Here is a 23,186-nt window from a genome sequence, read left to right as displayed (position 1 = left end):
CGAGCCTGGCGTTAAAGTGCTCTGGCGAGGCTTGCAGCGCTTGCTCGACATCTCCAACACTTGGCAACTTCTTCAACCCCACCCATCAACGTCAGATCAGTTGGAATTTGTGGGTAATGGATAGCAAAAGAGGGGGTCTACACGTCCATGAATGCCCCCAAAAAACAGCAAATCATCAAGGCTAAGGCCCATGAATTCGTCTTGCCGCTCATCCGTGACGGCTTGGTGATCGGTCGCGATGCGCCGATTGGCTGTGTGGCGCTGCGCAAGGCTTTGGATTTGCTGACGGCGTTTCCCTTTGAACACCTCGAAATCGAAGACGACATCATCCAAGATGTGTTGGTCCGTCAAGCCTTGTTGCGCCGTATTCCCAAGGATCGCTTGCTGGCGTTTGTGCTGCGAAACATCAAGCCAGCCATGGGCGCAGAAGAAATCATGCAGCTGGAAATCAGCGTCGAGATGTTCATCGAAGAGTCGGGGGAGTGACCGTGGTGATCGCCGGGACGGGAAAAGATCTGGTGGCCATGGATGCGCTGGCGGATGTGTTGATCGTGCGCGTCACGGCCGATCAGCGGCATAAACCGGGTCAATGGGCTCAGAGCGGTGTGTATGCCGTGTTCGATGAGGAAGATCCTGCGGTCTTTCTTGGGCTGGTGACCGAACAAGACGTCGCTACGTATCCCCAACGGATCTTTGCTGATCTGCTGCGCTTGAACCCGATCAGTCCTGTTCTGCACGATGTGTCCTTGGCCGCTTTGGGCGCCTTGATGGAGTCGCAAGGGTGGCGGACGCTGCCCGTGGTGGATGCCGAAAAAACATTTTTAGGGGTGGTGACCCGGGCCAGTTGGTTGGCAGCCTTGTTGGCGCGTCAAAAGTGGTTGCTGGAAGAAACCCGCAAGCTCAACGAACAAATCGAATTAGATCGTCAGCAAAAGCTGAACTGGGCCTCACGCTTGCAAGATTTGCATGAGGCAGGACGCACGTTGTTGGCCTTGTTGGCGCACAGCACCATCGAGCGGGATTTGCTTCAAGGCGGTATCGAAGCTTTGGTGAAGGTGATTCACGCCCGCTACGGCGCCATTGGCATTTTGGATGCCGATGGGCATCTGTCCCAGTTCGTTCATACCGGGATCAGCGCCAAAGCAGCGCATCACATTCATGACATGCCGCAGGGGCGCGGGTTGTTGGGTGTGGTCACGCATCAAGACGTGGCCTTGCGCATTGATGACATCCACGCAGACCCACGCAGCGCAGGGTTTCCCGCTCACCATCCCCACATGACCTCGTTGCTGGCGGTGCCGATCTCGCATTTGGGCCGTGTTTACGGCCGGATCTACCTCAGCGACAAAACCGATAGCGAACCGTTTTCAGCCGAAGATGAGTTGCTGACGCGCAGTTTTGCCAGTTCACTCTCTTTGGTGTTGGATAACGCCCGTCGGCTGGAAGAAGTTCAACTGGCACGTCATCGCTTGGATTTGATCGCCCATTTCGATGCTTTGACCGGCCTGCCGAATCGGGCTTTGCTGATGCAGCGCTTGGACCATGCCTTGGCCCTTGCACAACGCCAAGGCACCGCACTCAGTGTGCTGATGCTGGATCTGGATAACTTCAAACGCATCAACGATGCCCGAGGCCATGAACAGGGCGATCAGCTGCTGAACAAAGTGGCCGAGCGTTTGCGGAGTGTCTTGAACGAAGACGATCTTCTGTCCCGTTTGGGTGGCGATGAATTTGCCATGTTGTGTACCGGTCGAGACCACGAGGCCACAGCACGATGGGCGCAAAACGTCTTGGCCTCGTTCAAACCCCCGTTCGATATCCTGAACGATCAGTTCTTCCTCAGCGTCAGCATCGGTGTGGCGTGTTATCCGGCAGATAGCGACAGCGCAGCTGGCTTGATCCGCAAAGCCGATACCGCGATGTATCAGGCCAAGGAAAGTGGCAAAAACAGCGTCCGCTTCTTCACCGCCGATATGGATCAGGCCGTCCAGATGCGTACACGCCTTGAGGTCCAGTTGCGCCGGGCCTTGGATCAGAACGAGTTTCGGGTTTATTTCCAACCCCAAGTTGACTTGCGCACCCACCGTATCGTCGGTGCGGAAGCCTTGATTCGTTGGGTGCGGGAGGATGGTTCGATGTGTCCGCCCAGCGAATTCATCCCCGTGGCCGAAGAAACTGGGCTGATCACCCCTATCGGTGAATGGGTGCTGCGTCAAGCGTGCGCCGAGGCGGCTCGTTGGCAGCGTCTCAGCGCAACACCGGTTTCCTTGGCGGTCAACCTCTCGGCTTATCAGTTCCGCCATCAAGATCTCAGCCGCTTGGTGCAAGAGATTCTGCGGGAGACCGGCCTGCCGGCACCGATGTTGGAGCTGGAAATCACCGAAAGCTTGCTGGTGCAAGATGATCTCAGCGTCGGCACCACCATGCAGGATCTGCGTCACTTGGGGGTGCATTTCACGGTGGACGATTTCGGCACCGGCTATTCGAGCCTGAGCTACATCCGCCGCTTTCCGGTCGAAACGATCAAGATCGATCAGTCGTTTATCCGCTATTGCGTCCAAGACCACAGCGCGGCAACCCTCGTCGAAGCCATTTTGGCGATGGCATCGAGCTTGAACCTGCGAGTTGTGGCTGAAGGGGTGGAAACCATCGAGCAGCGCGAACTTCTACGCAGCCTGCGCTGTGGTTATGCCCAAGGTTATTACTTCGGTCGGCCGATGCCGGCTGAGGATTTTGCTGCCTTGCCTGCATTGACGATGGGGGCGGCGTAGTCAATTCTACGTACACAATACGTATGTGATTACGTAGTACGCTTCGTCTCGTCTGTCCATGTCTTCGGGCAGGTGTTATTCGGAGCGCAATGCCATGAACAAGATTTATCCGAGCGCCGCAGCGGCACTCGACGGTATCGTCAGAGACGGCCAGCTGTTAGCGGTCGGCGGTTTCGGCCTGTGTGGGATTCCTGAGGCGCTGATCGACGCGCTGCAAGCCACCGGTGTCAAGGATTTGACGGTGATCTCGAACAACGCCGGGGTCGATGGTTTCGGCTTGGGCAAGTTGCTCAGCACCCGGCAGATCAAAAAGATGATCTCCAGCTACGTGGGCGAGAACAAAGAGTTCGAGCGTCAGTACCTGAGCGGTGAGCTGGAGCTGGAATTCACTCCCCAAGGCACGCTGGCTGAAAAGCTGCGCGCCGGTGGCGCGGGCATCCCGGCCTTCTTCACCAAGACCGGCGTGGGCACCATCGTGGCTGAGGGCAAGGAAATCCGTGAGTTCGACGGCCACAAGTACGTCATGGAGCGTGCCTTGACGCCGGAAGTCTCGCTGGTCAAGGCGCACATTGCCGACAAGTCCGGCAACCTGATCTTCAACAAGACGGCGCGCAACTTCAACCCGAACGTGGCCCAAGCCGGCAAGCTGACGGTGGTCGAAGTCGAAAAGATCGTGGAGATCGGCGAACTCGATCCGGATCAGATCCACCTGCCCGGTATTTTTGTGCACCGCATCGTGCTCAACACCACCCCGGAAAAGCGCATCGAACAGCGCACCATCCGCAAAACCATCTGAGCCGAGGAGTCACAACATGGCATGGACCCGCGATGAAATGGCTGCCCGCGCAGCCCAAGAGCTGCAAGACGGCTTCTACGTTAACCTCGGTATCGGCTTGCCGACCTTGGTCGCCAACCACGTGCCCACTGGCATGGAAGTCTGGCTGCAAAGCGAAAACGGCTTGCTCGGTATCGGCCCGTTCCCGGCTGAAGACGCCGTGGATGCCGATTTGATCAACGCTGGCAAGCAAACCGTCACCACGCTGCCTGGCTCGGCTTTTTTCAGCAGTGCTGACAGCTTCGGCATGATCCGGGGCGGCAAGATCAATCTGGCCATTTTGGGCGCGATGCAAGTGAGCGGCCAAGGCGATCTGGCCAACTGGATGATTCCGGGCAAGATGGTCAAAGGCATGGGCGGCGCCATGGATCTGGTCGCCGGTGTGGGTCGCGTCGTGGTGCTGATGGAACACATCGCCACCAAGAAAGACGGCTCAACCGATTTGAAGATTCTGCCGAACTGCACCTTGCCGCTGACCGGTGTCGGCGTGGTCAATCGCATCATCACCGATCTCGGAGTGCTGGATGTGACCCCCGAAGGCTTGAAGCTGATCGAAATCGCCCCCGGAGTGACTCGCGAAGACATCGCGGCCAAGACCGGCGTTGAGCTGATCTAAAACGCAAAAAAGGCCCGAAAGGGCCTTTGCTTGATCTGATGGTCGGGGTGAGACGATTCGAACGTCCGACCTACTGGTCCCAAACCAGTTGCGCTACCAGGCTGCGCTACACCCCGACAAGAGAACGCTATTCTAGCGGTAAATTCCCCCTAATTTTCATAGCAGCCCTAAAATCGTCCGCATGAAAATTTTGGTTGCTAACGATGATGGGTACTTGGCACCGGGGCTGGAAGCCTTGGTGCGGGTGTGTCGCGAATTTGGAGACGTGGTGGTGGTGGCGCCGGAGCAAAACGCCAGCGGCACTTCCAACGCTTTGACGCTCAATCGGCCACTCTCGGTCTTGACGGCGCCCAACGGTTTTCATTACGTCAACGGTACGCCTTCTGACTGTGTCCACGTGGCGCTCACTGGGTTGATGCCGGAGCGGCCCGACTTGGTGGTGTCTGGCATCAACAACGGTGCCAACATGGGCGATGACACGATCTACTCCGGCACAGTTGCAGCGGCCATGGAAGGGCTGCTGTTTGGCATCCCCTCGATCGCTTTTTCATTGGTGGGACGCGGTTGGCCGCATCTAGACGCCGTGGCTGATGCTGCCCGCTTGGTTTTGGCCGATGTACTGACCAAGCCGCGTTCAACCGCTCAGCCGTGGCTGTTGAATGTCAATATTCCGGGCCGGGCCGATGCGGCTTCTCTGCCGCGACAAGTCACCCGATTGGGGCGGCGCCACATGAGTGAGCCGGTGATTCGTCAAACCAACCCACGCGGTGAGCCGATTTACTGGATCGGGCCTGCGGGTGACGCCCGTGAGGCGGGAGAGGGCACCGACTTCTACGCTCTGGCCCAAGGCCGCATTTCCATCACACCGCTGCAAGTTGATTTGACCGATCACGCCCGCCTTGCTGGATGGGCGGACATGCTGGGCACGGGCCGGCATGGTCAATGATGGCCCTCCGGGGCGGCCGTTGCGGCGGGTCGGTTTCCCTTTGAGCTTGGAACAGGTCACAGGACGCCCGACCTCCAGCAGCCCGGACCTTGGCGAGCCCATCGTCACGCCATCCCCGCAATGGCATCACCCAGAAGCCCATTTCGAAGAATCGATGCGCATGCGCATGGTCGATCAGCTCCGCGCTACTCAGGGGTTCGATGCGCGTGTTTTAGCGGTCATGGCGCGCGTCGAGCGCCATCGATTCATCGATACGGCCTTGGCATCACAGGCCTACGTGGATACGAGTTTGCCCATTGGACTGGGTCAAACCATCTCTAAGCCGTCCATCATCGCGCGCATGCTCAGCCTGTTGTGCCAACGACCGGGAGTGAACTCCTCAGGGGTGACGGGTGCTCGGCCCTTGGGACGAATGCTTGAAATTGGGACAGGGTGCGGCTATCAAGCAACACTTTTGACCGAACTGTCCCGCGAGGTCTACTCGGTCGAGCGGTTGAAGCTGCTTTTTGACCGGGCCAGAAACACCATGGCGCCGATTCGCGCTGCGAATTTGCGGCTTATCTACGCGGATGGTTGCTGGGGCCATCCCCCGAATGCGCCCTATGACGGCATTGTTGCCGCCGCCGCTTGCCATGGCAGTGTGCCTTCTGCATGGATTGATCAGCTGGCATCTGGGGGGCGACTGGTGGCCCCGGTCTATATCCCAAATCAAGACCGGCAGATTTTGTGGGTGGTCGATCGCCTTGCGGATCACACCCTTCAGGAATACGGCTTGGAAGACGTGCGCTTCGTCCCCTTAGAATCGGGCATCTGTGACTCAGGGCTAAGCTGAGTCGCTGTCAGGGGAAATAAGAAACAAATACCAGAGGTTGCATGAAAACTCCGCGCTTTTTTGTGTTGATGGTTCGGGCATGGCTGTCTGGTTTGATGTTGATCACCATGGTGGGTTGTGCCACCAATCTTCAAAAAACCAGCTCAGCGGCTAGGCCACCGTTGATCGTGCGCCAGCCGCCGGCGTTTCAGGCGCCGCCCGTCGAGGCTTCGCGCAGCGTGGCTGATAACAATCGACCGGGCTACTACACCGTCAAACCCGGTGACACCTTGATCCGGATTGGCTTGGAGACCGGGCAAAACTGGCGTGATCTGCAACGCTGGAACAATCTTGAACGACCCAATCTGATTGAGGTTGGCCAAGTTTTGCGGTTGACGCCGTCCATGCCGGAAACCACCGCTGTGACGAGTCGGGTACCGTCAAGTGCGTTGCGTAGCCCCATGCCAACTTCGGTACCTCCAACACAGAGTGTGCCGAGCGTCATCGCCACAACCCCCTTACCGCCCATCGCCGCCCCGGTCGCGGAGCCCGTGGTGGTTCCTGTCGCTGCCGCGACCACCGTCCCCGCATCCAGTCGTGACGCTGGCGAAACTGATCTGATCTGGCTGTGGCCCGCCACGGGACCGCTGGTTTCCAGTTTTGACGAAAATCGCAACAAAGGGGTGGCCATCGCTGGCAAAGCGGGTGACCCCGTTTTTGCCGCCGCCGATGGCCGTGTGGTGTACGCAGGCTCTGGCTTGAGGGGGTACGGCAATCTCATCATCGTCAAGCACAACGAGGTGTATTTGACGGCGTACGCCCACAACCAGACGTTGCTGGTCAAAGAGGATCAACCCGTCAAACGCGGCCAAAAAATCGCTGAAATGGGTGCCAGTGATACCGATCGCATCCAACTGCACTTCGAAGTACGCAAGCGCGGCAAGCCGATCGATCCGACCCGCATCCTGCCGATGCGTTGAAGAGCCTCAGATGACGCGATTCGATCCCACTCATGTGCGCTGGCTAGAACGTCATGCGGCTTTGGGTGACGCCTTGGCTGTACCCTGCTCAGCTCAAGGTCTTCCTCAGCCGACATGGGTTGCTACCAGCGATGCGGTGGCTGAACAGCTCGGTTGGCCCATCGATTGGTGGCAGCACCCGTCGGCGTTGGCGGTGTTCAGCGGCTCCGACCAATGGCCGGGCATGCATCCAGTCGCTACTGTGTACAGTGGGCACCAATTTGGCGTCTGGGCGGGTCAACTGGGGGACGGTCGGGCGCTGTCGCTGGGCACGGTCCAAACAGGGTTACCGCATGGTTGGGATGGGTTGGAGTTGCAGCTCAAGGGCAGTGGGCCTACGCCGTTTTCGCGCCGAGGCGACGGTCGTGCGGTGTTGCGTTCCTCCATCCGAGAATTTGTCTGCTCTGAAGCCATGGCCGGGTTGGGCATTCCGACCACCCGTGCTTTGTCGTTGATGGGATCACCGCTGCAAGTCCAGCGGGAGACGCTCGAAACGGCTGCCGTGGTGTGCCGGGTTGCCCCAAGCTTCCTGCGTTTTGGTCACTTCGAACACTTTGCCGCCACTGGCAACCACACAGCGCTTCGACAGTTGGTGCTCGATGCGCTGACCTTGTTCTCGCCCAATGAGCTGTTGCCCGAGACAGATGCGCCCGCTGTGCGCTTGCTGCGGGCGGTGGTGGCACGTACTGCGGCCCTGATGGCTGACTGGCAGGCTGTGGGGTTTTGCCACGGGGTGATGAATACCGACAACATGTCGATCCTTGGGCTGACCTTGGACTACGGCCCCTTCAAGTTTCTTGATGCTTTTGAGCCCAACCACATTTGCAACCACTCCGACAGTTGGGGTCGCTATGCCTTTGCCCGCCAACCCTCCGTGGCTTGGTGGAACTTGCAGCGTTTAGCCCAAGCTCTGGCGGTACTGCAAAACGCTGATCAGGATGAGTTGGAGGCCGCTTTGGCGCTTTACCCCCCCCTGTTTGAACAGGCGTGGATGGCCCGTATGCGCGCCAAGCTGGGCCTTGTGGGCTCCCATGACGAGGACGAGATGCTGGTTCAAGCATGGCTCGACCTCCTGTCCGACGGTCGCTTAGATCACACCTTGGCGTGGCGCAAATTGGCCGACATCGAAGCTGGTGGGTTGGACGCACTGATGCATGCTCAAAAAGTGCGATTTAGTGCTTGGGCCGAGCGTTACGTTGACCGTGTCCGAGCTGAGCCAGAGGCTGCGTCGACAAGGCGTATGCGGATGCTGAGCGTCAATCCCAAATACATCCCTCGCACCCATCAGCTTGAGCAAGTGATTGCTGCGGCCCAATTGGCCGACTTTGAGCCGGTGCGTAAGTTCTTGCATATGCTTGCACGGCCCTTCGACGAGCAGCCTGAGCATGAGGCCTACGCCGCCTTACCGCCGCTTTGGGCGGCCGAAATCGCGTTATCGTGCTCGTCTTGATGACATTGGAGGAGATCCCAAGATGTCTAGCGATGATCTGAAACGCCGCCTTGACCCCATCCAGTACGCCGTGACCCAAGAGGCTGCGACTGAGCCGCCGTTTTCGGGGCGCTACTGGAATCATGTGGAGCCTGGGCAATACCGTTGCGTGTGTTGCGGTGTCACTTTGTTTGACTCAAGCGCCAAGTTTGATGCGGGCTGTGGTTGGCCGAGTTACTGGGAGCCTGTGGATGCTTTTTGCGTTGAACGCCGCACCGATACCTCGCACGGCATGGTTCGCGTGGAAGTTCGATGTCATCAGTGTTTAGCGCATCTGGGCCACGTGTTTGACGATGGACCCTTGCCGACCGGTGAGCGTTACTGCATCAATTCAGCCGCCCTTGATTTCCATCCGGACCCGTCCTAAGTTCGTTTCTCCTTGATGCCCATTTTTCATGAAACTGTTGCTTGATTTCCTGCCGATTCTGCTTTTCTTTCTGACCTTCAACTACGCCGAGCGTCATGCTGATCAGGCCGCAAGTTGGGCCACGGATGCTTTTGGCTTCATGGTTCAAGGCGGCGTTGTGGGCGCCAAAGAAGCCCCCGTGTTGCTGGCCACGGTGGTGGTGATCGTGGCGACCTTGGTGCAGGTGTTGGTTCTGAAACTACGCGGTCGCAAGGTCGATGCGATGCTTTGGATCAGCTTGGGTCTGGTCACAGTGCTGGGCGGGGCCACGATCTGGTTTCACAACGAGATGTTCATCAAGTGGAAGCCGACCTTGCTTTACTGGGCCATGGCTTCGGCCTTGCTTCTGGCGCCGATACTGGGCGGCAAGAATCTGCTGCGCGTGCTTTTGGGTGACAAGATTGAATTGCCGGACCCTGTTTGGCGACGTCTTAACGCCGCTTGGGTGCTGTTTTTTGGCGGGATGGGCGCCCTCAACCTCTGGGTGGCGTTCAACTTTGAAACCCATACGTGGGTCAATTTCAAGCTCTTCGGCGGTACGGGCTTGCTGATTTTGTTCACCTTGGGGCAGGGCGTCTACCTGTCACGTCACATGAAAGAGCCCACAGCGTGAGTACAGCTCCCTTTGAAACACCCATTTTGGTGGAAATCGAGCGGCGTTTGCGCGCACGCTTAGATCCGGTCTTGGCGCTGACCATTCGTGATGACAGTGCTTTGCATGCCGGTCATGCGGGTGCTGCCGGCGGTGGTGGGCATTTCCATGTCCGACTCCAAAGCCCGTGCTTTATCGGCCTGTCTTTGGTCGCCCGCCATCGGGCGGTCTATGCCGCTTTGGGGGATCTGATGCGTGATCGCATTCATGCTCTCAGCTTGGAGCTTGTGTCCTGACGCGGTCCGGGGTCGCTATGATTCACCCCCGGGCGCTTGGGTTTGCGTCTTTGTTGTTTCCCTTCCTAAAGTCCCCTCCTGAAAGGTTTGCATCCCTATCATGAAGAAGCTTTCATTGGCTGCCGTTGCGTTTGCAACCGTCTTACCCGCTCTCGTACAAGCTCAGAACATTGCTGTGGTGAACGGCAAAACGGTGCCCAAGGCACGTTTTGAAGCCTTGATCGGTCAAATCGTTAAACAAGGTCAACCCCGCACGCCAGACTTGGAGCGCCAAGTCAAGGATGAGCTGGTGTTGCGCGAAATTTTCCAGCAAGAAGCCAAGCGTCAGCATCTTGACGCGACCAACGACTACAAGATCAAAACGGAAATCCAGAACCAAAACATCTTGATCAATGAGATGTTTAGCCAATTCAGCAAGGACCATCCGGTGACCGATGCTGAAGTCAAGGCGGAATACGACAAGCTCAAGGCTCAAGCCGGCGGCAAGGAATATCGCGCTCGTCACATCTTGGTCGAGAAGGAAGAAGAGGCTCAGTCCATCATCACGCAGCTCAAGGGCGGCGCCGATTTTGCTGAACTGGCCAAGAAACTGTCTAAGGATCCGGGCTCTGCACCCAATGGCGGTGATCTGGACTGGGCACCTTCAGGCAACTACGTGCCTGAATTTGGTCAAGCCATCACCCAACTTGAAAAGGGCAAGTCCACCGATAAGCCGATCAAGACTCAGTTTGGCTGGCACGTGATTCGTCTTGATGATGTGCGTGACGTGCAATTTCCGCCGTTGGACGAAGTCAAAGCCCAATTGCAACAGCGCTTGCAACAGCAAAAGTTGGCTAAGTTCCGCGACGAGTTGAAGACCAAGGCTCGCACCGATTACACCTTCACCACTGAGAAAGTGGGCAGCTAAGTGGGCAGCTGATTGCCTGCGGTGGATTTCACCCTCAAAAGCGGCTTCGGCCGCTTTTTTCATGCCTGATCCCGTTTTTATGCGTGAAATTACGCATGCAATATTTTGTATTGTGAAATTCTTTTTGCGGCATAAAAAATGGCTCTTGTCGCAAGTCTTGCGTGGAAGAGGGGCGACCTCTTTTTCTTTCCGCATTGCAAAATAAAAAGCGCAAGTCCTTGATTTTTATGATCTTGTATCTTCTGTCTTATATAAGACATAAGTCTTCTTTTCCGCTAAGATTCATCCCATTCCTACCGTTAATCGATCCGCTACGCATTGGAGCTTGTGATGACCCAATTGACCCGTGAACAACAGATCGCTGCCCTCGAAAAAGACTGGGCTGAAAATCCCCGCTGGGCGCTGGTGAAGCGTGGCTACAGCGCCGCTGACGTCGTGCGTCTGCGCGGCAGCATGCAGCCCGAATACACCTTGGCCAAGAACGGCGCTGAAAAGCTGTGGGCCAAGGTCAACGGTGGCGCCAAGAAGGGCTATGTGAACGCTTTCGGCGCCATCACCGCCGGTCAAGCCATGCAACAAGCCAAGGCTGGCTTGGAGGCCGTGTACCTGTCGGGCTGGCAAGTCGCCGCTGACGGCAACACCTCTGAAACCATGTACCCCGACCAATCGCTGTACGCGTACGACTCGGTGCCGACCATGGTTCGCCGCATCAACAACACCTTCAAGCGCGCTGATGAAATTCAGTGGGGCCGTGGCATCAACCCCGGTGACGAAGGCTTTGTGGACTACTTCCTGCCGATCGTTGCTGACGCTGAAGCCGGTTTCGGTGGCGTGTTGAACGCTTTCGAACTGATGAAGAACATGATCGCATCGGGCGCCGCTGGCGTTCACTTCGAAGACCAGCTCGCCGCTGTCAAGAAGTGCGGTCACATGGGCGGCAAGGTTTTGGTGCCGACCCGCGAAGCCGTTGAAAAGCTGATCGCTGCTCGTTTCGCCGCTGACGTGATGGGCGTGCCCACCATCGTTCTGGCCCGTACCGACGCTGAAGCGGCCAACCTGCTGACCAGCGACTGCGACGCCAACGACCAACCGTTCGTCACCGGCGAGCGCACGCAAGAAGGCTTCTACCGCGTCAAGAACGGTCTGGAGCAAGCCATCAGCCGTGGCGTGGCTTATGCTCCGTACGCTGACTTGGTGTGGTGCGAAACCGGCGTGCCCGACATCGGCTTTGCGCGTGAATTCGCCCAAGCCGTGCATGCTGCCTGCCCCGGCAAGCTGCTGTCGTACAACTGCTCGCCTTCCTTCAACTGGAAGAAGAACCTCAACGACAAGCAAATCGCTTCGTTCCAAGAAGACCTGTCAGCACTGGGCTACAAGTACCAGTTCATCACCTTGGCGGGTATTCACATCAACTGGTACAACACCTTCCAGTTTGCCAATGCTTACGCCAACGGCGAAGGCATGAAGCACTACACCGAAATGGTGCAAGAGCCGGAATTTGCTGCTCGCGAAAAGGGTTACACCTTCGTGTCGCACCAACAAGAAGTGGGCGCAGGCTACTTCGACGACGTGACCACCGTGATCCAAGGTGGTTCGTCCTCCGTGAAGGCCCTGACCGGCTCGACCGAAGAAGAACAGTTCCACTGACCCCTCGGATCTGTCATTGAAAAAACCGCGCTCACAAGGCGCGGTTTTTTTATGGGCACCCCGGCATCACGTGCCCTTAAAATCGTCACCCTTTGGTGGTCGGCCGTGCCGTACACGCCGCATTGTTTTGAGGATTTCATGGTTTCGATACAGCTTCCCGACGGTTCCAAGCGCGAATTCCCCGGCCCGGTGACGGTGGCCGACGTGGCCGCTTCCATCGGCACGGGTCTGGCTAAGGCCGCATTGGCGGGTCGTGTTGGCGCAGGTGAGAGCACCCGTTTGGTCGATACCAGTCATCTGATCGAAGCTGATGAGCAGCTGGCGATCATTACCGCCAAGGACGCTGACGGGCTGGACGTGATCCGCCACTCGACGGCGCACTTGCTGGCCTACGCGGTGAAAGAACTTTTCCCCGATGCTCAAGTCACGATTGGGCCAACCATTGAGCACGGCTTCTATTACGACTTCTCGTACAAGCGCCCGTTCACGCCAGATGACTTGGCGGCCATCGAAAAGAAGATGACGGAGCTGGCCAACAAGGATGAGAAGATCGAACGACGCGTCGTGGCCCGCGATGAGGCCGTGAGCTATTTCAAGTCGATCGGCGAAGCGTACAAGGCTGAAATCATCGAGAGCATTCCAGCTGATCAGGATGTCTCGCTCTACGCCGAAGGCAAGTTCACCGACCTGTGTCGTGGCCCGCACGTGCCGAGTACCGGCAAGCTGAAATTCTTCAAGCTGATGAAGGTGGCCGGGGCCTATTGGCGCGGGGACCATCGCAATGAGATGCTGCAACGTGTCTACGGCACCGCTTGGGCGACCAAAGACGATTTGCAGAAATACCTCTTGATGCTGGAAGAAGCCGAGAAGCGCGATCACCGCAAGCTCGGTCGCGAGCTCGATCTGTTCCACATGGACGAATACTCGCCCGGCACGGTGTTTTGGCACCCGAAGGGCTGGGCGATTTGGCAGGAAGTTGAACAGTACATGCGCCGCGTGTACCGCGAAAATGGCTACCAAGAGGTCAAAGGGCCGCAGATCCTTGACAAAGGCCTGTGGGAAAAAACTGGCCACTGGGACAAGTACCGCGAAAACATGTTCACCACCGAGTCTGAAAAGCGCGAATACGCTTTGAAGCCGATGAACTGCCCAGGCCACATCCTGATCTACAAACAGGGCCTCAAGAGCTATCGTGATTTGCCGCTGCGTTACGGTGAATTCGGTGCTTGCCATCGCAATGAGCCCACCGGCGGTCTGCACGGCATCATGCGTGTGCGTGGTTTCACCCAAGACGACGGCCACATCTTCTGCACGGAAGACATGATCCAAGCAGAGGTGGCGGCATTCACGGCGCTGCTCAAGAAGGTCTACAAGGACTTCGGCTTCACCGACATCATCTACAAGCTCTCCACACGACCCGAAAAACGCATCGGCACCGAGGAAAGCTGGGATCGGGCCGAAGCGGCCTTGGCCGAAGGTCTGCGTGCTGCTGGCTGTGAATTCGAGTACTTGCCGGGCGAGGGCGCTTTCTACGGTCCGAAAATCGAATACACCCTGAAAGATGCGCTGGGGCGTCAGTGGCAGTGCGGCACCATCCAAGTGGATCCGAACTTACCGGAACGTTTGGATGCCGAGTTCGTGGGTGAAGATGGCACGCGCCATCGGCCCGTCATGCTGCACCGCGCGATCCTCGGCAGCTTGGAGCGTTTCATCGGCATTTTGATCGAAGAACACGCCGGCGCTTTGCCCACTTGGCTTGCGCCAACGCAAGTGGTGGTCCTCAACATCACCGATGCCCAGACCGATTACGTCCAAGAAGTGGCCAAACAGCTGCAAAAACAAGGACTTAGGGTCTCGATTGATTTGCGCAACGAAAAAATCACGTATAAAATAAGAGAGCATTCATTGCAAAAGGTTCCCTATCTTCTCGTTGTCGGCGACAAAGAAAAGGCTGCGGGGGCCGTTGCGGTACGCGCCAGAGGCAATCAAGACCTCGGTGTGATGGCTTTAGACGCCTTCTCCGGGAAAATAGCTGCCGAACTCGCTCTCTAAGAAGAGTGGGCTTGGCTTTCTTGTCTTGTGTTAACGGTGTGTGTTGTTTTGACTCAAGGGCTTAAGCCCTGAAGGAATCTGACCATCGCTACTTTTCTTGACCGTCGGACACCCAACGCCGAACGCAAACATCGCCTTAATCGCGAAATCACTGCTCTTGAAGTCCGTTTGAATGGACCTGAGAACGAGCCCTTGGGTATCGTCAGCATTCAAGAAGCGCTGCGTCTTTCTGCTGAGCAGGACGTCGATCTGGTGGAAATCGCGGCAACCGCGAATCCACCCGTATGTCGCTTGATGGACTACGGCAAGTTCAAGTACCAAGAGCAGAAGAAGGTCGCGGAAGCCAAGGCCCGTCAACACGTCATCGAGGTCAAGGAAGTCAAGTTCCGACCCGGTACCGATGAAGGCGACTACCAGATCAAGCTGCGTAACCTGCGGCGCTTTCTGGAAGATGGCGACAAGGGCAAGGTCACCTTGCGGTTCCGGGGTCGGGAAATCACCCACCAAGACATCGGTATGCGCCTGCTGGAGCGTGTGCGTGATGAGTTGACGGATGTTTCGCTGGTCGAACACATGCCACGTCTTGAGGGTCGCCAGATGATCATGGTGTTGGCCCCCAAGAAGAAGAAGTAAAAATCATCCATCTCGGAGTGCAGCGGTTTGGTCGCTGCTGCGCTCCAGTGCCCGTAGGCCCCCAAGACCGCGAGATGTTCGCGGCGCCTGATGGGAACAACGTGAAGGAGCAGTCATGCCCAAAATGAAGACCAAGAGCAGCGCGAAGAAGCGTTTTCGCGTTCGTCCGGGTGGTACCGTCAAGCGCGGTCAAGCGTTCAAGCGCCACATCCTGACCAAGAAGACCACCAAGAACAAGCGCCAACTGCGCGGTACCGTGACTGTCCATGAGACCAATATGGGTCACATGGCACAGATGCTGCCGTTTGCTGGTCTGTAATCCACCAAGACTAAAGGAAGAGAACCATGCCTCGCGTCAAACGTGGTGTTACCGCCCGTGCTCGTCATAAAAAGATTCTGGCCCTTGCCAAGGGCTACCGTGGTCGTCGTAAAAACGTCTATCGCATCGCCAAACAGGCGGTGATGAAGGCGGGGCAATACGCCTACCGTGACCGCCGCGCCAAGAAGCGCGTGTTCCGTCGTTTGTGGATTGTCCGTATCAATGCGGCAGCCCGTTCATTCGGCGTGACCTACAGCAAGTTCATGGCTGGCCTGAAGAAGGCCGCGATCGAAGTCGATCGCAAGGTGCTGGCCGACATGGCTGTGCATGACTTGGCTGCGTTCGGCGCCATCGTCGAGAAGGCCAAGGCCCAGCTCGCTTGATAGCGTTGCCCGGGGCCGGTCGCGATCGACCCCGTTGCGCTGCATGAAAGGCCGAATCCGTTCGGCCTTTTTTCTTTCCTACTGCATGGATTCGATGCGTCGATGAACGATCTCGAACAAATCGTGGCGGGCGCTGCGGCTGACTTCGCTGCAGCGCTGACACCCGCTCAGCTTGAAGACGCCAAGGCGCGCTTCACCGGCAAGACCGGCTTGGTCACTGAACTGCTCAAGGGCATGGCCAAGCTCAGCCCCGAGGAAAAAAAGACCCGGGGCGCTGCGATCAACGAGACCAAACAGCGCATCGAAGCGCTGCTGGGTGAGCGTCGTCGTGCGTTGGCAGAGGCCGAGTTGCAAGCGCAGCTCAAGGCGGAAGCGCTCGACGTGACCCTGCCGGGCCGTGGCCGCTCGCTGGGTGGTTTGCATCCGGTATCGCGCACCCTGGAGCGCATTGAGCAGATCTTTGGTTCGATGGGTTTTGATGTGGCCGACGGCCCCGAGATCGAAACCGATTGGCACAGCTTCACCGCTTTGAACAACCCGGAAAACCATCCGGCGCGTTCCATGCAAGACACCTTCTACGTCGATATGCAGGACGAGGCGGGTCGCCCCTTGTGCTTGCGGCCGCACACCTCACCGATGCAAGTGCGTTATGCCCGCCAGCATGCGGCGCGCCACGCTGCCAACCTCGACGGGATGCCCGAAATTCGCGTCATCGCGCCGGGTCGCACCTACCGCGTCGATTCGGACGCCACCCACTCGCCCATGTTTCACCAGTGCGAAGGCCTGTGGATTGGCGAGAACGTGTCGTTCAAAGACTTGAAAGCAGTCTTTACCGATTTCTTCCGCACCTTCTTCGAGACCGATGAGCTGGAGCTGCGCTTTCGCCCCTCGTTCTTCCCCTTCACCGAACCCTCAGCCGAGGTGGACATCGCCTTTGCCAGCGGGCCGCTCAAAGGTCGCTGGCTCGAAGTCGCCGGCTCTGGCCAAGTGCATCCGAACGTGGTGCGCAACTACGGCCTCGACCCTGAGAAGTACATCGGTTTCGCCTTCGGCATGGGCCCGGATCGCCTGACCATGCTGCGCTACGGCGTCAACGATCTGCGGCTGTTCTTTGAAGGCGATTTGCGCTTTCTGAGCCAGTTCAAGTAATTCCCGCTGCCCCGCCGCAAGGACCGAAGAAATGCAATTTCCTGAATCGTGGTTGCGCGAGTTCTGCAACCCTGAACTGAACACCGCCGAGCTGGCTCACCTGCTGACCATGGCCGGCATGGAAGTCGAAGAGCTCAAGCCCGTGGCACCGCCGTTTCACGGCATCGTCGTGGCGGAGATCCTCGAAGCTGTGCAACACCCCAACGCCGACCGCCTGCGTGTGTGCAAGGTCGATGCTGGCCCGCACAGCCCAGACGGCCCGCTGCAAATCGTCTGCGGCGCTCCCAACGCCCGCGCCGGTATCCGCATTCCACTGGCCACCGTCGGTGCCGAACTGCCCCCTGGCGAAGATGGCAAGCCCTTCAAGATCGGCACGGGCAAGCTGCGCGGCGTTGAGAGCTTCGGCATGCTGTGCTCGGCGCGCGAACTCCAGCTCGCGGAGGACAACGGCGGCTTGCTCGAACTGGCGCTTGACGCTCCGCTCGGCCAAGACATCCGTGAGCATTTGAAGCTTGATGACACGCTCTTTACCCTCAAGCTCACGCCCAATCTGGGCCATGGTTTGAGCGTCTATGGCATCGCTCGCGAAGTCTCGGCCTTGACCGGCGCGCCGCTGCGCACGCCTGCTGTACCCGCTGCCCCGGCGGTGGTCTCCAGCGCCGATCACCTGCTGCCGGTGAAGGTCGAAGCGGCCGATCTGTGTGGTCGTTTCTCCGGCCGAGTGGTGCGCGGCATTCACCCGCAAGCCAAGACACCCGCCTGGATGGTGGATCGGCTGGCGCGCTGCGGCCAACGCTCCGTCAGCGCCTTGGTCGATATCTCGAACTACGTCATGTTCGAGTACGGCCAGCCGACGCACATTTTTGATCTCGACAAGATCCACGGCGGCCTGACGGTGCGCTGGGGGCGTGAAGGCGAAAGCCTCAAGCTGCTGAACGGCAACACCATCGCACTCGACGCCAAGGTCGGTGTGATCGCTGATGAGCAATCGGTCGAATCGCTCGCCGGCATCATGGGTGGTGACGCCACCGCCGTGGGCGACGAGACGCGTAACGTCTACGTCGAGGCCGCATTCTGGTGGCCAGAAGCGATGGCTGGCCGGGCGCGCCGCTTCAACTTCAGCACCGACGCCAGCCATCGTTTTGAGCGCGGTGTCGATCCGGCTCAAACCGTGGCACGCATTGAGCACATCACCGACTTGATCCAGTCGATCTGCGGTGATGCCCAAACCACTTGCGGCCCCATCACCGATCAAAGCCTCCAGCTGCCCGAGCGTCGGGCCGTGGCGTTGCGGGTCGAGCGCGCCGCCAAGGTCATCGGCATGCCGGTGACCCAAGCGCAATGCGCCACCGTGTTGGCTCGTTTGGGTCTTGAGTTCACCGAAGGCGAGGGCGTCCTGAGCGTGACGCCGCCGAGCTGGCGTTTTGACATCGCCATCGAAGAAGATTTGATCGAAGAAGTGATCCGCGTCATCGGCTTCGATCAACTGCCACTGACCCCGCCGGTCGCACCCGTGACGGCGCGGGTCCGCCCGGAAGCGCAACGCTCCAGCCACGCCTTGCGCCGTGCGGTGGCCGCACTCGACTACCAAGAAACCATCAACTTCAGCTTTGTCGAAGAGCGTTGGGAGCTTGAGCTGGCCGGCAACGCCGCGCCGATCCGCTTGCTCAACCCCATCGCCGCACCGTTGGCGGTGATGCGATCGAGCTTGGTCGGCAGCTTGGTGCAGGTGTTGCGACACAACTTGGCGCGCCGTGCGCCGCGTGTGCGCGTCTTCGAATTAGGCCGGGTCTTCAAGCGCGACGCCTCGGTCGCGGCCAGCGAACAAACCGTGGCCGGTATCGACCAGCCGTTGCGGCTCGCCGGTCTGGCTTGGGGGCCGGTGTCGCCCTTGCAGTGGGGTGACAAAGAACGCGCGGTCGATTTCTTCGACGTCAAGGCCGATGTAGAAGTGCTGCTCGCGCCGCGCCAAGCCAGCTTTGTGGCTGCCGAACATCCGGCGATGCATCCGGGCCGTTGCGCTCAGGTGCTGTTGGACGGCCAAGTGATCGGCGTGGTGGGGGAGTTGCATCCGCGCTGGCGTCAAGGCTACGAGCTGCCCGCCGGTCAAGGCGCGCCGGTGCTGTTTGAGCTGGACGTGGCTGCGCTTTTGGCGCGCGACGTGCCGGTCTTTGCCCCGGTGGCCCGCCAGCAAGCCGTGACGCGCGACATCGCCTTGGTCGTGGGTGAGGCCGTGAGCCACGACGCGCTGATCCAAAGCCTGCTGACTGCCCCCACGGGCGGTGTGCTGCGCAGCGCCAAGCTGTTCGACGTCTACCGCCCCCAAGCCGGTGCCGCTGGCTTTGCCCCGGGGGAACGCAGTCTGGCGATTCGCTTGGAGTTGCTTGACGACGAAGCCCCGTTGACCGATGCCCGCAGCGACGAGGTGGTCAAGGCCGCCATCGACGCAGCGCAACAAGCGGTGGGTGCCCATCTGCGCGGAGCCTGAAACCATGGCAGTGATCCCGGACGACGTGTTGGAGGCGATGCTGGCTTCGACGCCCACCTTGACCAAGGCTGAACTGGCCGAGTTGCTTTTTGAGCGCCTCGGCCTGAACAAGCGCGAGGCCAAGGACATGGTGGACGCCTTTTTCGTGCACATTCACGCCGCTTTGCTGCGCGGTGAAGAGGTCAAGCTCACCGGCTTTGGCAACTTCCAAGTGCGCCGCAAAGCCCCGCGTCCGGGGCGCAACCCCCGCACCGGCGAGATCATCCCGATCCGCGCCCGCAACGTTGTCACCTTCCGCGCCAGCCACAAACTCAAGGATGTGGTGCAGGACGAGGATGGAGCGTGAGTTCTCGCCGTCTTCCCCGTCTCGACGCCCTGCGTGGGCTGGCGATGGTGTGGATGGCGGGGTTTCACTTCAGTTTTGATCTGAACCAATACGGCCTGATCGGGCGGCAGAACTTCTATGCCGATCCGTTTTGGACCACGCAGCGCACGCTGATCGTCACGCTCTTTTTGCTCTGCGCGGGCCTTGGGCAAGCGTTGGCATTTGAGCACTCAACGCGCATGGCTTGGCGGCGCTGGGCGCAGATCGCGGGCTGCGCGCTCTTGGTGTCAGCGGGCTCGTGGTGGATGTTTCCGCACAGTTTTATCTGGTTTGGCGTCTTGCACGCCATGGCGGCGATGTTGCTCTTGGTGCAACTTTTACGGCCGCAGCCGGGTTGGCGCACGGGGGTCGAGCGCTGGGGCTGGGGTTTGGCGGGGGCCATGTTGCTGCTGCCGCTTTGGGTTGCGCATCCCTTTTTTGACAGCCGCCTCACCGGCTGGGTGGGTTTGGCCACCCACAAACCCATCACCGAAGACTACGTCCCCTTGCTGCCATGGTTTGGGGTGATGTTTGGCGGCTGGTTGCTGGGTCGTTGGCTGCTCAAGCGCCCGTCGATGGGTGTTGTGGGCGGCAGCCTTAGCGGTTGGCTGAGCTGCTTACAGCCTCTGGCGCGCTTGGGTCGTTGGCCGCTGAGCTTTTACATGCTGCATCAGCCGGTGTTGCTGGGTTTGCTGGAAGTTTGGACGCTGCTGCGGCGCGCTTAAGGGGCTGCCAGCGCCCGTCGATCAAAACTTCGTGCGGCGTAAAGCGCGTCTTGTAGTTCATTTTGCGGCAGCCCTCGATCCAGTAGCCCAGATACACGTAGGGCAAGCCCAGACGCCGGGCGCGCTCAATCTGCCACAGCACCGCGTAAGTGCCGTAGCTCGCGCCGACGACATCCGGATCAAAGAAGGTGTAAACCGCCGACAAACCGTCGTCGAGCACATCGACCAAGCTGACGATGCGCAGCTGGCCGAGTTCTTCGTTCGCCCTCAAGTCGGGTTCGCGGAATTCGATGATGCGGGTGTGGACCCGGCTGGGCAGCATGGATTCGGCATACTGTTTGGCGCTGTCTTGATCCATGCCACCGCCCACATGGCGATGCGATTGGTAGCGCTGATAAAGCGCAAAGTGTTCAGCATCGAACCCCACCGGCCGCACGCGCACCACCAAGTCAGCGTGGCGTGCCGCGCTGCGCCGCTGGCTGCGGTCCGGCTTGAAATCGTGGGTGCGCACACGCAGCGAGGTGCAAGCTTGGCAAGCATCGCAGTGCGGACGGTAAACATAGGGTCCGCTGCGCCGAAAGCCCTCGCGCATCAAACCGACGTAGAGCTGCTGATAGACCGCATCGCTCACCGGCTGGATCGGAATCGCCACTTCAGAGCGCGCTTGTTGTTCCGGCAAGTAGCTGCACGGGTAGGGCGCGGTGAGATAAGCGTGCAGCAGCTCGGAATTCATGGCGCTTTTAGAAGAACCCCTTTAGAGCGCTTGCCACATGGCGGGCTCGAACTGCCAGCGCGCCGCAGCCTTCATGGCTTCAGGTGCCGTGACCCGGCGCAGATGGGCTTCAAAGTCAGCACGCGCTACAGGCGCCGCACCCAGCGAGGCCAAGTGGCCGGTTTGCTGTTGGCAGTCGATCCAGTCGATGCCCTTCAAGCGGCAAAACGCCACCAGCGCCGCCAGCGCGATCTTGGAGGCGTCGCTGCGCCGGGCAAACATGGATTCGCCGTAGACCATGCCGCCCAAATGCACGCAGTACAGGCCGCCAACCAGCTCGCCGTTGATCCATGTTTCGACCGAATGCACGTCGCCTGCGTGGTGCCAAGCGCTGTAAGCGGCGACCATCTCGGGCACGATCCACGTGCCGGGTTGGCCCTCACGTGGCCGATCGGCGCAAGCCGCGATCACGGCGGGCGTGTCGCGGTCAAAAACCACTTCGCAGCGCGGATGCAACTGCGTGGCTTCTTGGATAAAACGCGCCAAGGTTTTGCGCAGCGAGCGGTGCAGCTTGAAGTCGCGGGTTGGCAGCACCATGCGTGGCGCCAAGCTCCACCACAGGATCGGCTGCCCGGGCGAAAACCACGGAAAGATACCGCGCTGATAGGCCGCCCGCAGCCGCTCTACGCTCAAGTCGCCGCCGATGGCCAGCAAACCTGCCGCGCCGCTGTCCTCGCCCAACACCTCGGTGGTGGGCGGGAAGTCGAGCTGCTCAGGATGGAGGCGTGGAACCACCGCAGTGGTGCTCAGCGCAATTGCAGGTCGTCGCTGCCGTACTCGATGCCCAAAGGCTCGATCAGCAAACGCTTCGGACCCGCTTCCAAGCGGCCCGCCACCCAAGCGTCGATGCCTTGGGCTTTGGCGATCTCGACGCAGCGCTCAGCGTCTTCAGCCGCCACGTACAGCGCAAAACCCGCGCCCATGTTGAGCGTGCTGTAGGCCTCGTGATCGTCCTGGCGAGCTTGTTCTTGGATGAACTTCAGCACCGGGGTGACAGGCGGCACGGTATGGATGCGGTACGTCATTTCAATCGGATGACGCAGCAGCTTGCGCCAGCCGTGGCCGGTGATGTTGGCGCAGTAATGCGGCCGGATCCCCGCAGCAGCCAGTGCTTCAGTGACGGGCGAATAGAGCACGGTGGGTGCAAGCAGCGCCGCGCCATAGCTCAGGCCGGGGTGATTCACCGGGTCGATCTCGGTCAAATAGCCTTGGGGCAGACGCTCCACCAACTTGCGCGCCAGGCTCAAACCGTTGGCGTGGATACCGCTCGAAGCCAGCAGCACGATGGCGTCGCCCGCGCCAAGCTGGTCACCCAGCGAGAGACGATCCTTCGGGCTGACGATGCCGGTACACGAAGCAGCCAAGTCGATGCGACCGGCTTCCACGATGCCTGCCAGCGCCGGGGTTTCGCCGCCGCCCCAAGCCACCTTGCAGACATCGCACGCCTTCTTCCAGCCGTCCACCAGCGCGTTGGCGCGGAGCTTGTCTTCAAACCACGCCGAGCCACCAGCCGCCCAGTACGCCTGCACCACCAAGGGCGTGGCCCCGACGGTGATCAGATCGTTGATGGCCATGGCGATGGTGTCTTGCGCGATACCGTCGTACCAAGAGCGACCCGTGAGCTGCGCCATCTCGTCAGCGACCAAGGTCTTGGTGCCGAGGCATTCGACGATGGAGGCCAAATAAAACGGACCCACGTCGAGCACATACGCTGATTCGCCCCGCGAGGCGGTTACTTCAGCAAAGCCACGCCCAGTCATGGACACCGCCGTGGCAGCCGCTGCACGTTGGGCAGCGATCTTGAGCGGGTCGATCAGGTCGTAATTGACCCCGGCTTGCTCATAGCTGAGCGTGCTGGTGTCTGCGGCAACAGAGGCGGCAACAGTCGAGGGCAGGGAGGAGGGTTGTGATGTCGATTGCATGGTGCGGATTATCGGCGAACTGCCACCCTCAAGGCCGATGTGAC

Annotated in this window: 23 protein-coding genes, 1 tRNA gene and 1 pseudogene; 21 read left to right on the top strand and 4 right to left on the bottom strand. The window is 59.4% G+C overall.

Annotated features, from left to right (window positions below):
* Window positions 1–147 precede the first annotated feature (147 nt).
* The 4 genes from AB3X39_RS08230 (at window position 148) to AB3X39_RS08215 (ending at window position 4,222) form a co-directional block, all read left to right on the top strand.
* Window positions 148–486, top strand: coding sequence for a hypothetical protein (locus AB3X39_RS08230; RefSeq protein WP_369416879.1), 339 nt, complete (start codon window positions 148–150; stop codon window positions 484–486).
* Window positions 483–2,771, top strand: coding sequence for an EAL domain-containing protein (locus AB3X39_RS08225; RefSeq protein ID WP_369416878.1), 2,289 nt, complete (start codon window positions 483–485; stop codon window positions 2,769–2,771). The genes AB3X39_RS08230 and AB3X39_RS08225 overlap by 4 nt, the downstream gene beginning before the upstream one ends.
* A 94-nt stretch (window positions 2,772–2,865) precedes the next feature.
* Complete coding sequence (locus tag AB3X39_RS08220; RefSeq protein ID WP_369416877.1) at window positions 2,866–3,567, top strand: CoA transferase subunit A; 702 nt, start codon at window positions 2,866–2,868, stop codon at window positions 3,565–3,567.
* 16 nt (window positions 3,568–3,583) lie between these two features.
* Complete coding sequence (locus AB3X39_RS08215) at window positions 3,584–4,222, top strand: CoA transferase subunit B (protein WP_369416876.1); 639 nt, start codon at window positions 3,584–3,586, stop codon at window positions 4,220–4,222.
* A gap of 39 nt (window positions 4,223–4,261) precedes the next feature.
* On the opposite strand, the gene AB3X39_RS08210 is transcribed toward AB3X39_RS08215, so the two are convergent.
* Window positions 4,262–4,338, bottom strand: a tRNA-Pro gene (locus AB3X39_RS08210).
* A 65-nt stretch (window positions 4,339–4,403) separates the two neighbouring features.
* Between AB3X39_RS08210 and surE the strand changes: the two genes are divergently transcribed.
* From surE to AB3X39_RS08125, 17 genes and pseudogenes are all read left to right on the top strand, one after another.
* Window positions 4,404–5,168 carry a 5'/3'-nucleotidase SurE gene (gene surE, locus AB3X39_RS08205; protein WP_369416875.1) on the top strand — a complete coding sequence of 255 codons (765 nt, stop codon included), beginning with the start codon at window positions 4,404–4,406 and terminating at the stop codon, window positions 5,166–5,168.
* A gap of 40 nt (window positions 5,169–5,208) precedes the next feature.
* Complete coding sequence (locus AB3X39_RS08200; RefSeq protein ID WP_369416874.1) at window positions 5,209–6,000, top strand: protein-L-isoaspartate O-methyltransferase family protein; 792 nt, start codon at window positions 5,209–5,211, stop codon at window positions 5,998–6,000.
* A 41-nt stretch (window positions 6,001–6,041) separates the two neighbouring features.
* On the top strand, window positions 6,042–6,959 hold the full coding sequence (locus AB3X39_RS08195) for a peptidoglycan DD-metalloendopeptidase family protein (RefSeq protein WP_369416873.1): 918 nt from the start codon (window positions 6,042–6,044) through the stop codon (window positions 6,957–6,959).
* Window positions 6,960–6,969: 10 nt separating this feature from the next.
* Complete coding sequence (locus AB3X39_RS08190) at window positions 6,970–8,448, top strand: protein adenylyltransferase SelO (protein WP_369416872.1); 1,479 nt, start codon at window positions 6,970–6,972, stop codon at window positions 8,446–8,448.
* 22 nt (window positions 8,449–8,470) lie between these two features.
* Window positions 8,471–8,854 carry a peptide-methionine (R)-S-oxide reductase MsrB gene (gene msrB, locus AB3X39_RS08185; RefSeq protein ID WP_369416871.1) on the top strand — a complete coding sequence of 128 codons (384 nt, stop codon included), beginning with the start codon at window positions 8,471–8,473 and terminating at the stop codon, window positions 8,852–8,854.
* Window positions 8,855–8,882: 28 nt separating this feature from the next.
* A complete protein-coding gene (locus tag AB3X39_RS08180) occupies window positions 8,883–9,506 on the top strand; it encodes a septation protein A (protein WP_369416870.1) in 624 nt (207 codons plus the stop codon).
* On the top strand, window positions 9,503–9,781 hold the full coding sequence (locus AB3X39_RS08175; protein WP_369416869.1) for a BolA family protein: 279 nt from the start codon (window positions 9,503–9,505) through the stop codon (window positions 9,779–9,781). The genes AB3X39_RS08180 and AB3X39_RS08175 overlap by 4 nt, the downstream gene beginning before the upstream one ends.
* A 100-nt stretch (window positions 9,782–9,881) precedes the next feature.
* Window positions 9,882–10,688, top strand: a complete 807-nt coding sequence (locus AB3X39_RS08170) for a peptidylprolyl isomerase (RefSeq protein ID WP_369416868.1) — start codon at window positions 9,882–9,884, stop codon at window positions 10,686–10,688.
* A 330-nt stretch (window positions 10,689–11,018) separates the two neighbouring features.
* Window positions 11,019–12,335 (top strand): isocitrate lyase, encoded by a 1,317-nt coding sequence (gene aceA / locus AB3X39_RS08165; RefSeq protein ID WP_369416867.1) that lies wholly within the window; start codon window positions 11,019–11,021, stop codon window positions 12,333–12,335.
* Window positions 12,336–12,473: 138 nt separating this feature from the next.
* Window positions 12,474–14,387: a threonine--tRNA ligase gene (gene thrS, locus AB3X39_RS08160; RefSeq protein ID WP_369416866.1), complete on the top strand. Its 1,914-nt coding sequence runs from the start codon at window positions 12,474–12,476 to the stop codon at window positions 14,385–14,387.
* A gap of 78 nt (window positions 14,388–14,465) precedes the next feature.
* Window positions 14,466–15,020: a translation initiation factor IF-3 gene (infC, locus tag AB3X39_RS08155; protein WP_369416884.1), complete on the top strand. Its 555-nt coding sequence runs from the start codon at window positions 14,466–14,468 to the stop codon at window positions 15,018–15,020.
* 115 nt (window positions 15,021–15,135) lie between these two features.
* Window positions 15,136–15,339 carry a 50S ribosomal protein L35 gene (gene rpmI / locus AB3X39_RS08150; RefSeq protein WP_369416865.1) on the top strand — a complete coding sequence of 68 codons (204 nt, stop codon included), beginning with the start codon at window positions 15,136–15,138 and terminating at the stop codon, window positions 15,337–15,339.
* 26 nt (window positions 15,340–15,365) lie between these two features.
* The gene (rplT, locus tag AB3X39_RS08145) at window positions 15,366–15,722 is read left to right on the top strand and encodes a 50S ribosomal protein L20 (RefSeq protein WP_369416864.1); all 357 of its coding nucleotides are present in this window, start codon (window positions 15,366–15,368) and stop codon (window positions 15,720–15,722) included.
* Window positions 15,723–15,824: 102 nt separating this feature from the next.
* Window positions 15,825–16,871, top strand: coding sequence for a phenylalanine--tRNA ligase subunit alpha (pheS, locus tag AB3X39_RS08140; protein ID WP_369416863.1), 1,047 nt, complete (start codon window positions 15,825–15,827; stop codon window positions 16,869–16,871).
* Between the two features lie 31 nt (window positions 16,872–16,902).
* Complete coding sequence (pheT, locus tag AB3X39_RS08135; protein WP_369416862.1) at window positions 16,903–19,359, top strand: phenylalanine--tRNA ligase subunit beta; 2,457 nt, start codon at window positions 16,903–16,905, stop codon at window positions 19,357–19,359.
* 37 nt (window positions 19,360–19,396) lie between these two features.
* Window positions 19,397–19,705 (top strand): integration host factor subunit alpha, encoded by a 309-nt coding sequence (locus AB3X39_RS08130; protein ID WP_369416883.1) that lies wholly within the window; start codon window positions 19,397–19,399, stop codon window positions 19,703–19,705.
* 44 nt (window positions 19,706–19,749) lie between these two features.
* A pseudogene (locus AB3X39_RS08125) lies at window positions 19,750–20,340 on the top strand (acetyltransferase domain-containing protein); the annotation flags it as partial.
* On the opposite strand, the gene AB3X39_RS08120 reads toward AB3X39_RS08125, so the two are convergent.
* The 3 genes from AB3X39_RS08120 to AB3X39_RS08110 are packed head-to-tail and all read right to left on the bottom strand — an operon-like array spanning window position 20,321 to window position 23,142.
* On the bottom strand, window positions 20,321–21,181 hold the full coding sequence (locus AB3X39_RS08120) for an arginyltransferase (RefSeq protein ID WP_473964895.1): 861 nt from the start codon (window positions 21,179–21,181) through the stop codon (window positions 20,321–20,323). The pseudogene AB3X39_RS08125 and the gene AB3X39_RS08120 overlap by 20 nt on opposite strands.
* A 21-nt stretch (window positions 21,182–21,202) precedes the next feature.
* Window positions 21,203–21,955, bottom strand: a complete 753-nt coding sequence (gene aat / locus AB3X39_RS08115; protein WP_369416861.1) for a leucyl/phenylalanyl-tRNA--protein transferase — start codon at window positions 21,953–21,955, stop codon at window positions 21,203–21,205.
* Window positions 21,956–21,966: 11 nt separating this feature from the next.
* Window positions 21,967–23,142, bottom strand: coding sequence for an AIR synthase-related protein (locus AB3X39_RS08110; RefSeq protein ID WP_369416880.1), 1,176 nt, complete (start codon window positions 23,140–23,142; stop codon window positions 21,967–21,969).
* Window positions 23,143–23,186: the final 44 nt, after the last annotated feature.

This window comes from Leptothrix ochracea, assembly GCF_041083635.1.
GTDB classification, from domain to species: Bacteria; Pseudomonadota; Gammaproteobacteria; order Burkholderiales; family Burkholderiaceae_C; genus Sphaerotilus; species Sphaerotilus ochraceus.
Note: the sequence above shows the minus strand (reverse complement) of the source record. Positions and strands in the feature narration are given on the sequence as shown.

Coding starts and splice junctions, on each gene's coding strand:
- AB3X39_RS08230 (WP_369416879.1), top strand. CDS start 148: ATGAATGCCCCCAAAAAACAGCAAATCATCAAGGCTAAGGCCCATGAA.
- AB3X39_RS08220 (WP_369416877.1), top strand. CDS start 2,866: ATGAACAAGATTTATCCGAGCGCCGCAGCGGCACTCGACGGTATCGTC.
- AB3X39_RS08215 (WP_369416876.1), top strand. CDS start 3,584: ATGGCATGGACCCGCGATGAAATGGCTGCCCGCGCAGCCCAAGAGCTG.
- surE (WP_369416875.1), top strand. CDS start 4,404: ATGAAAATTTTGGTTGCTAACGATGATGGGTACTTGGCACCGGGGCTG.
- AB3X39_RS08195 (WP_369416873.1), top strand. CDS start 6,042: ATGAAAACTCCGCGCTTTTTTGTGTTGATGGTTCGGGCATGGCTGTCT.
- AB3X39_RS08190 (WP_369416872.1), top strand. CDS start 6,970: ATGACGCGATTCGATCCCACTCATGTGCGCTGGCTAGAACGTCATGCG.
- msrB (WP_369416871.1), top strand. CDS start 8,471: ATGTCTAGCGATGATCTGAAACGCCGCCTTGACCCCATCCAGTACGCC.
- AB3X39_RS08180 (WP_369416870.1), top strand. CDS start 8,883: ATGAAACTGTTGCTTGATTTCCTGCCGATTCTGCTTTTCTTTCTGACC.
- AB3X39_RS08170 (WP_369416868.1), top strand. CDS start 9,882: ATGAAGAAGCTTTCATTGGCTGCCGTTGCGTTTGCAACCGTCTTACCC.
- aceA (WP_369416867.1), top strand. CDS start 11,019: ATGACCCAATTGACCCGTGAACAACAGATCGCTGCCCTCGAAAAAGAC.
- thrS (WP_369416866.1), top strand. CDS start 12,474: ATGGTTTCGATACAGCTTCCCGACGGTTCCAAGCGCGAATTCCCCGGC.
- rpmI (WP_369416865.1), top strand. CDS start 15,136: ATGCCCAAAATGAAGACCAAGAGCAGCGCGAAGAAGCGTTTTCGCGTT.
- rplT (WP_369416864.1), top strand. CDS start 15,366: ATGCCTCGCGTCAAACGTGGTGTTACCGCCCGTGCTCGTCATAAAAAG.
- pheS (WP_369416863.1), top strand. CDS start 15,825: ATGAACGATCTCGAACAAATCGTGGCGGGCGCTGCGGCTGACTTCGCT.
- pheT (WP_369416862.1), top strand. CDS start 16,903: ATGCAATTTCCTGAATCGTGGTTGCGCGAGTTCTGCAACCCTGAACTG.
- AB3X39_RS08130 (WP_369416883.1), top strand. CDS start 19,397: ATGCTGGCTTCGACGCCCACCTTGACCAAGGCTGAACTGGCCGAGTTG.
- AB3X39_RS08120 (WP_473964895.1), bottom strand. CDS start 21,181: ATGAATTCCGAGCTGCTGCACGCTTATCTCACCGCGCCCTACCCGTGC.
- AB3X39_RS08110 (WP_369416880.1), bottom strand. CDS start 23,142: ATGCAATCGACATCACAACCCTCCTCCCTGCCCTCGACTGTTGCCGCC.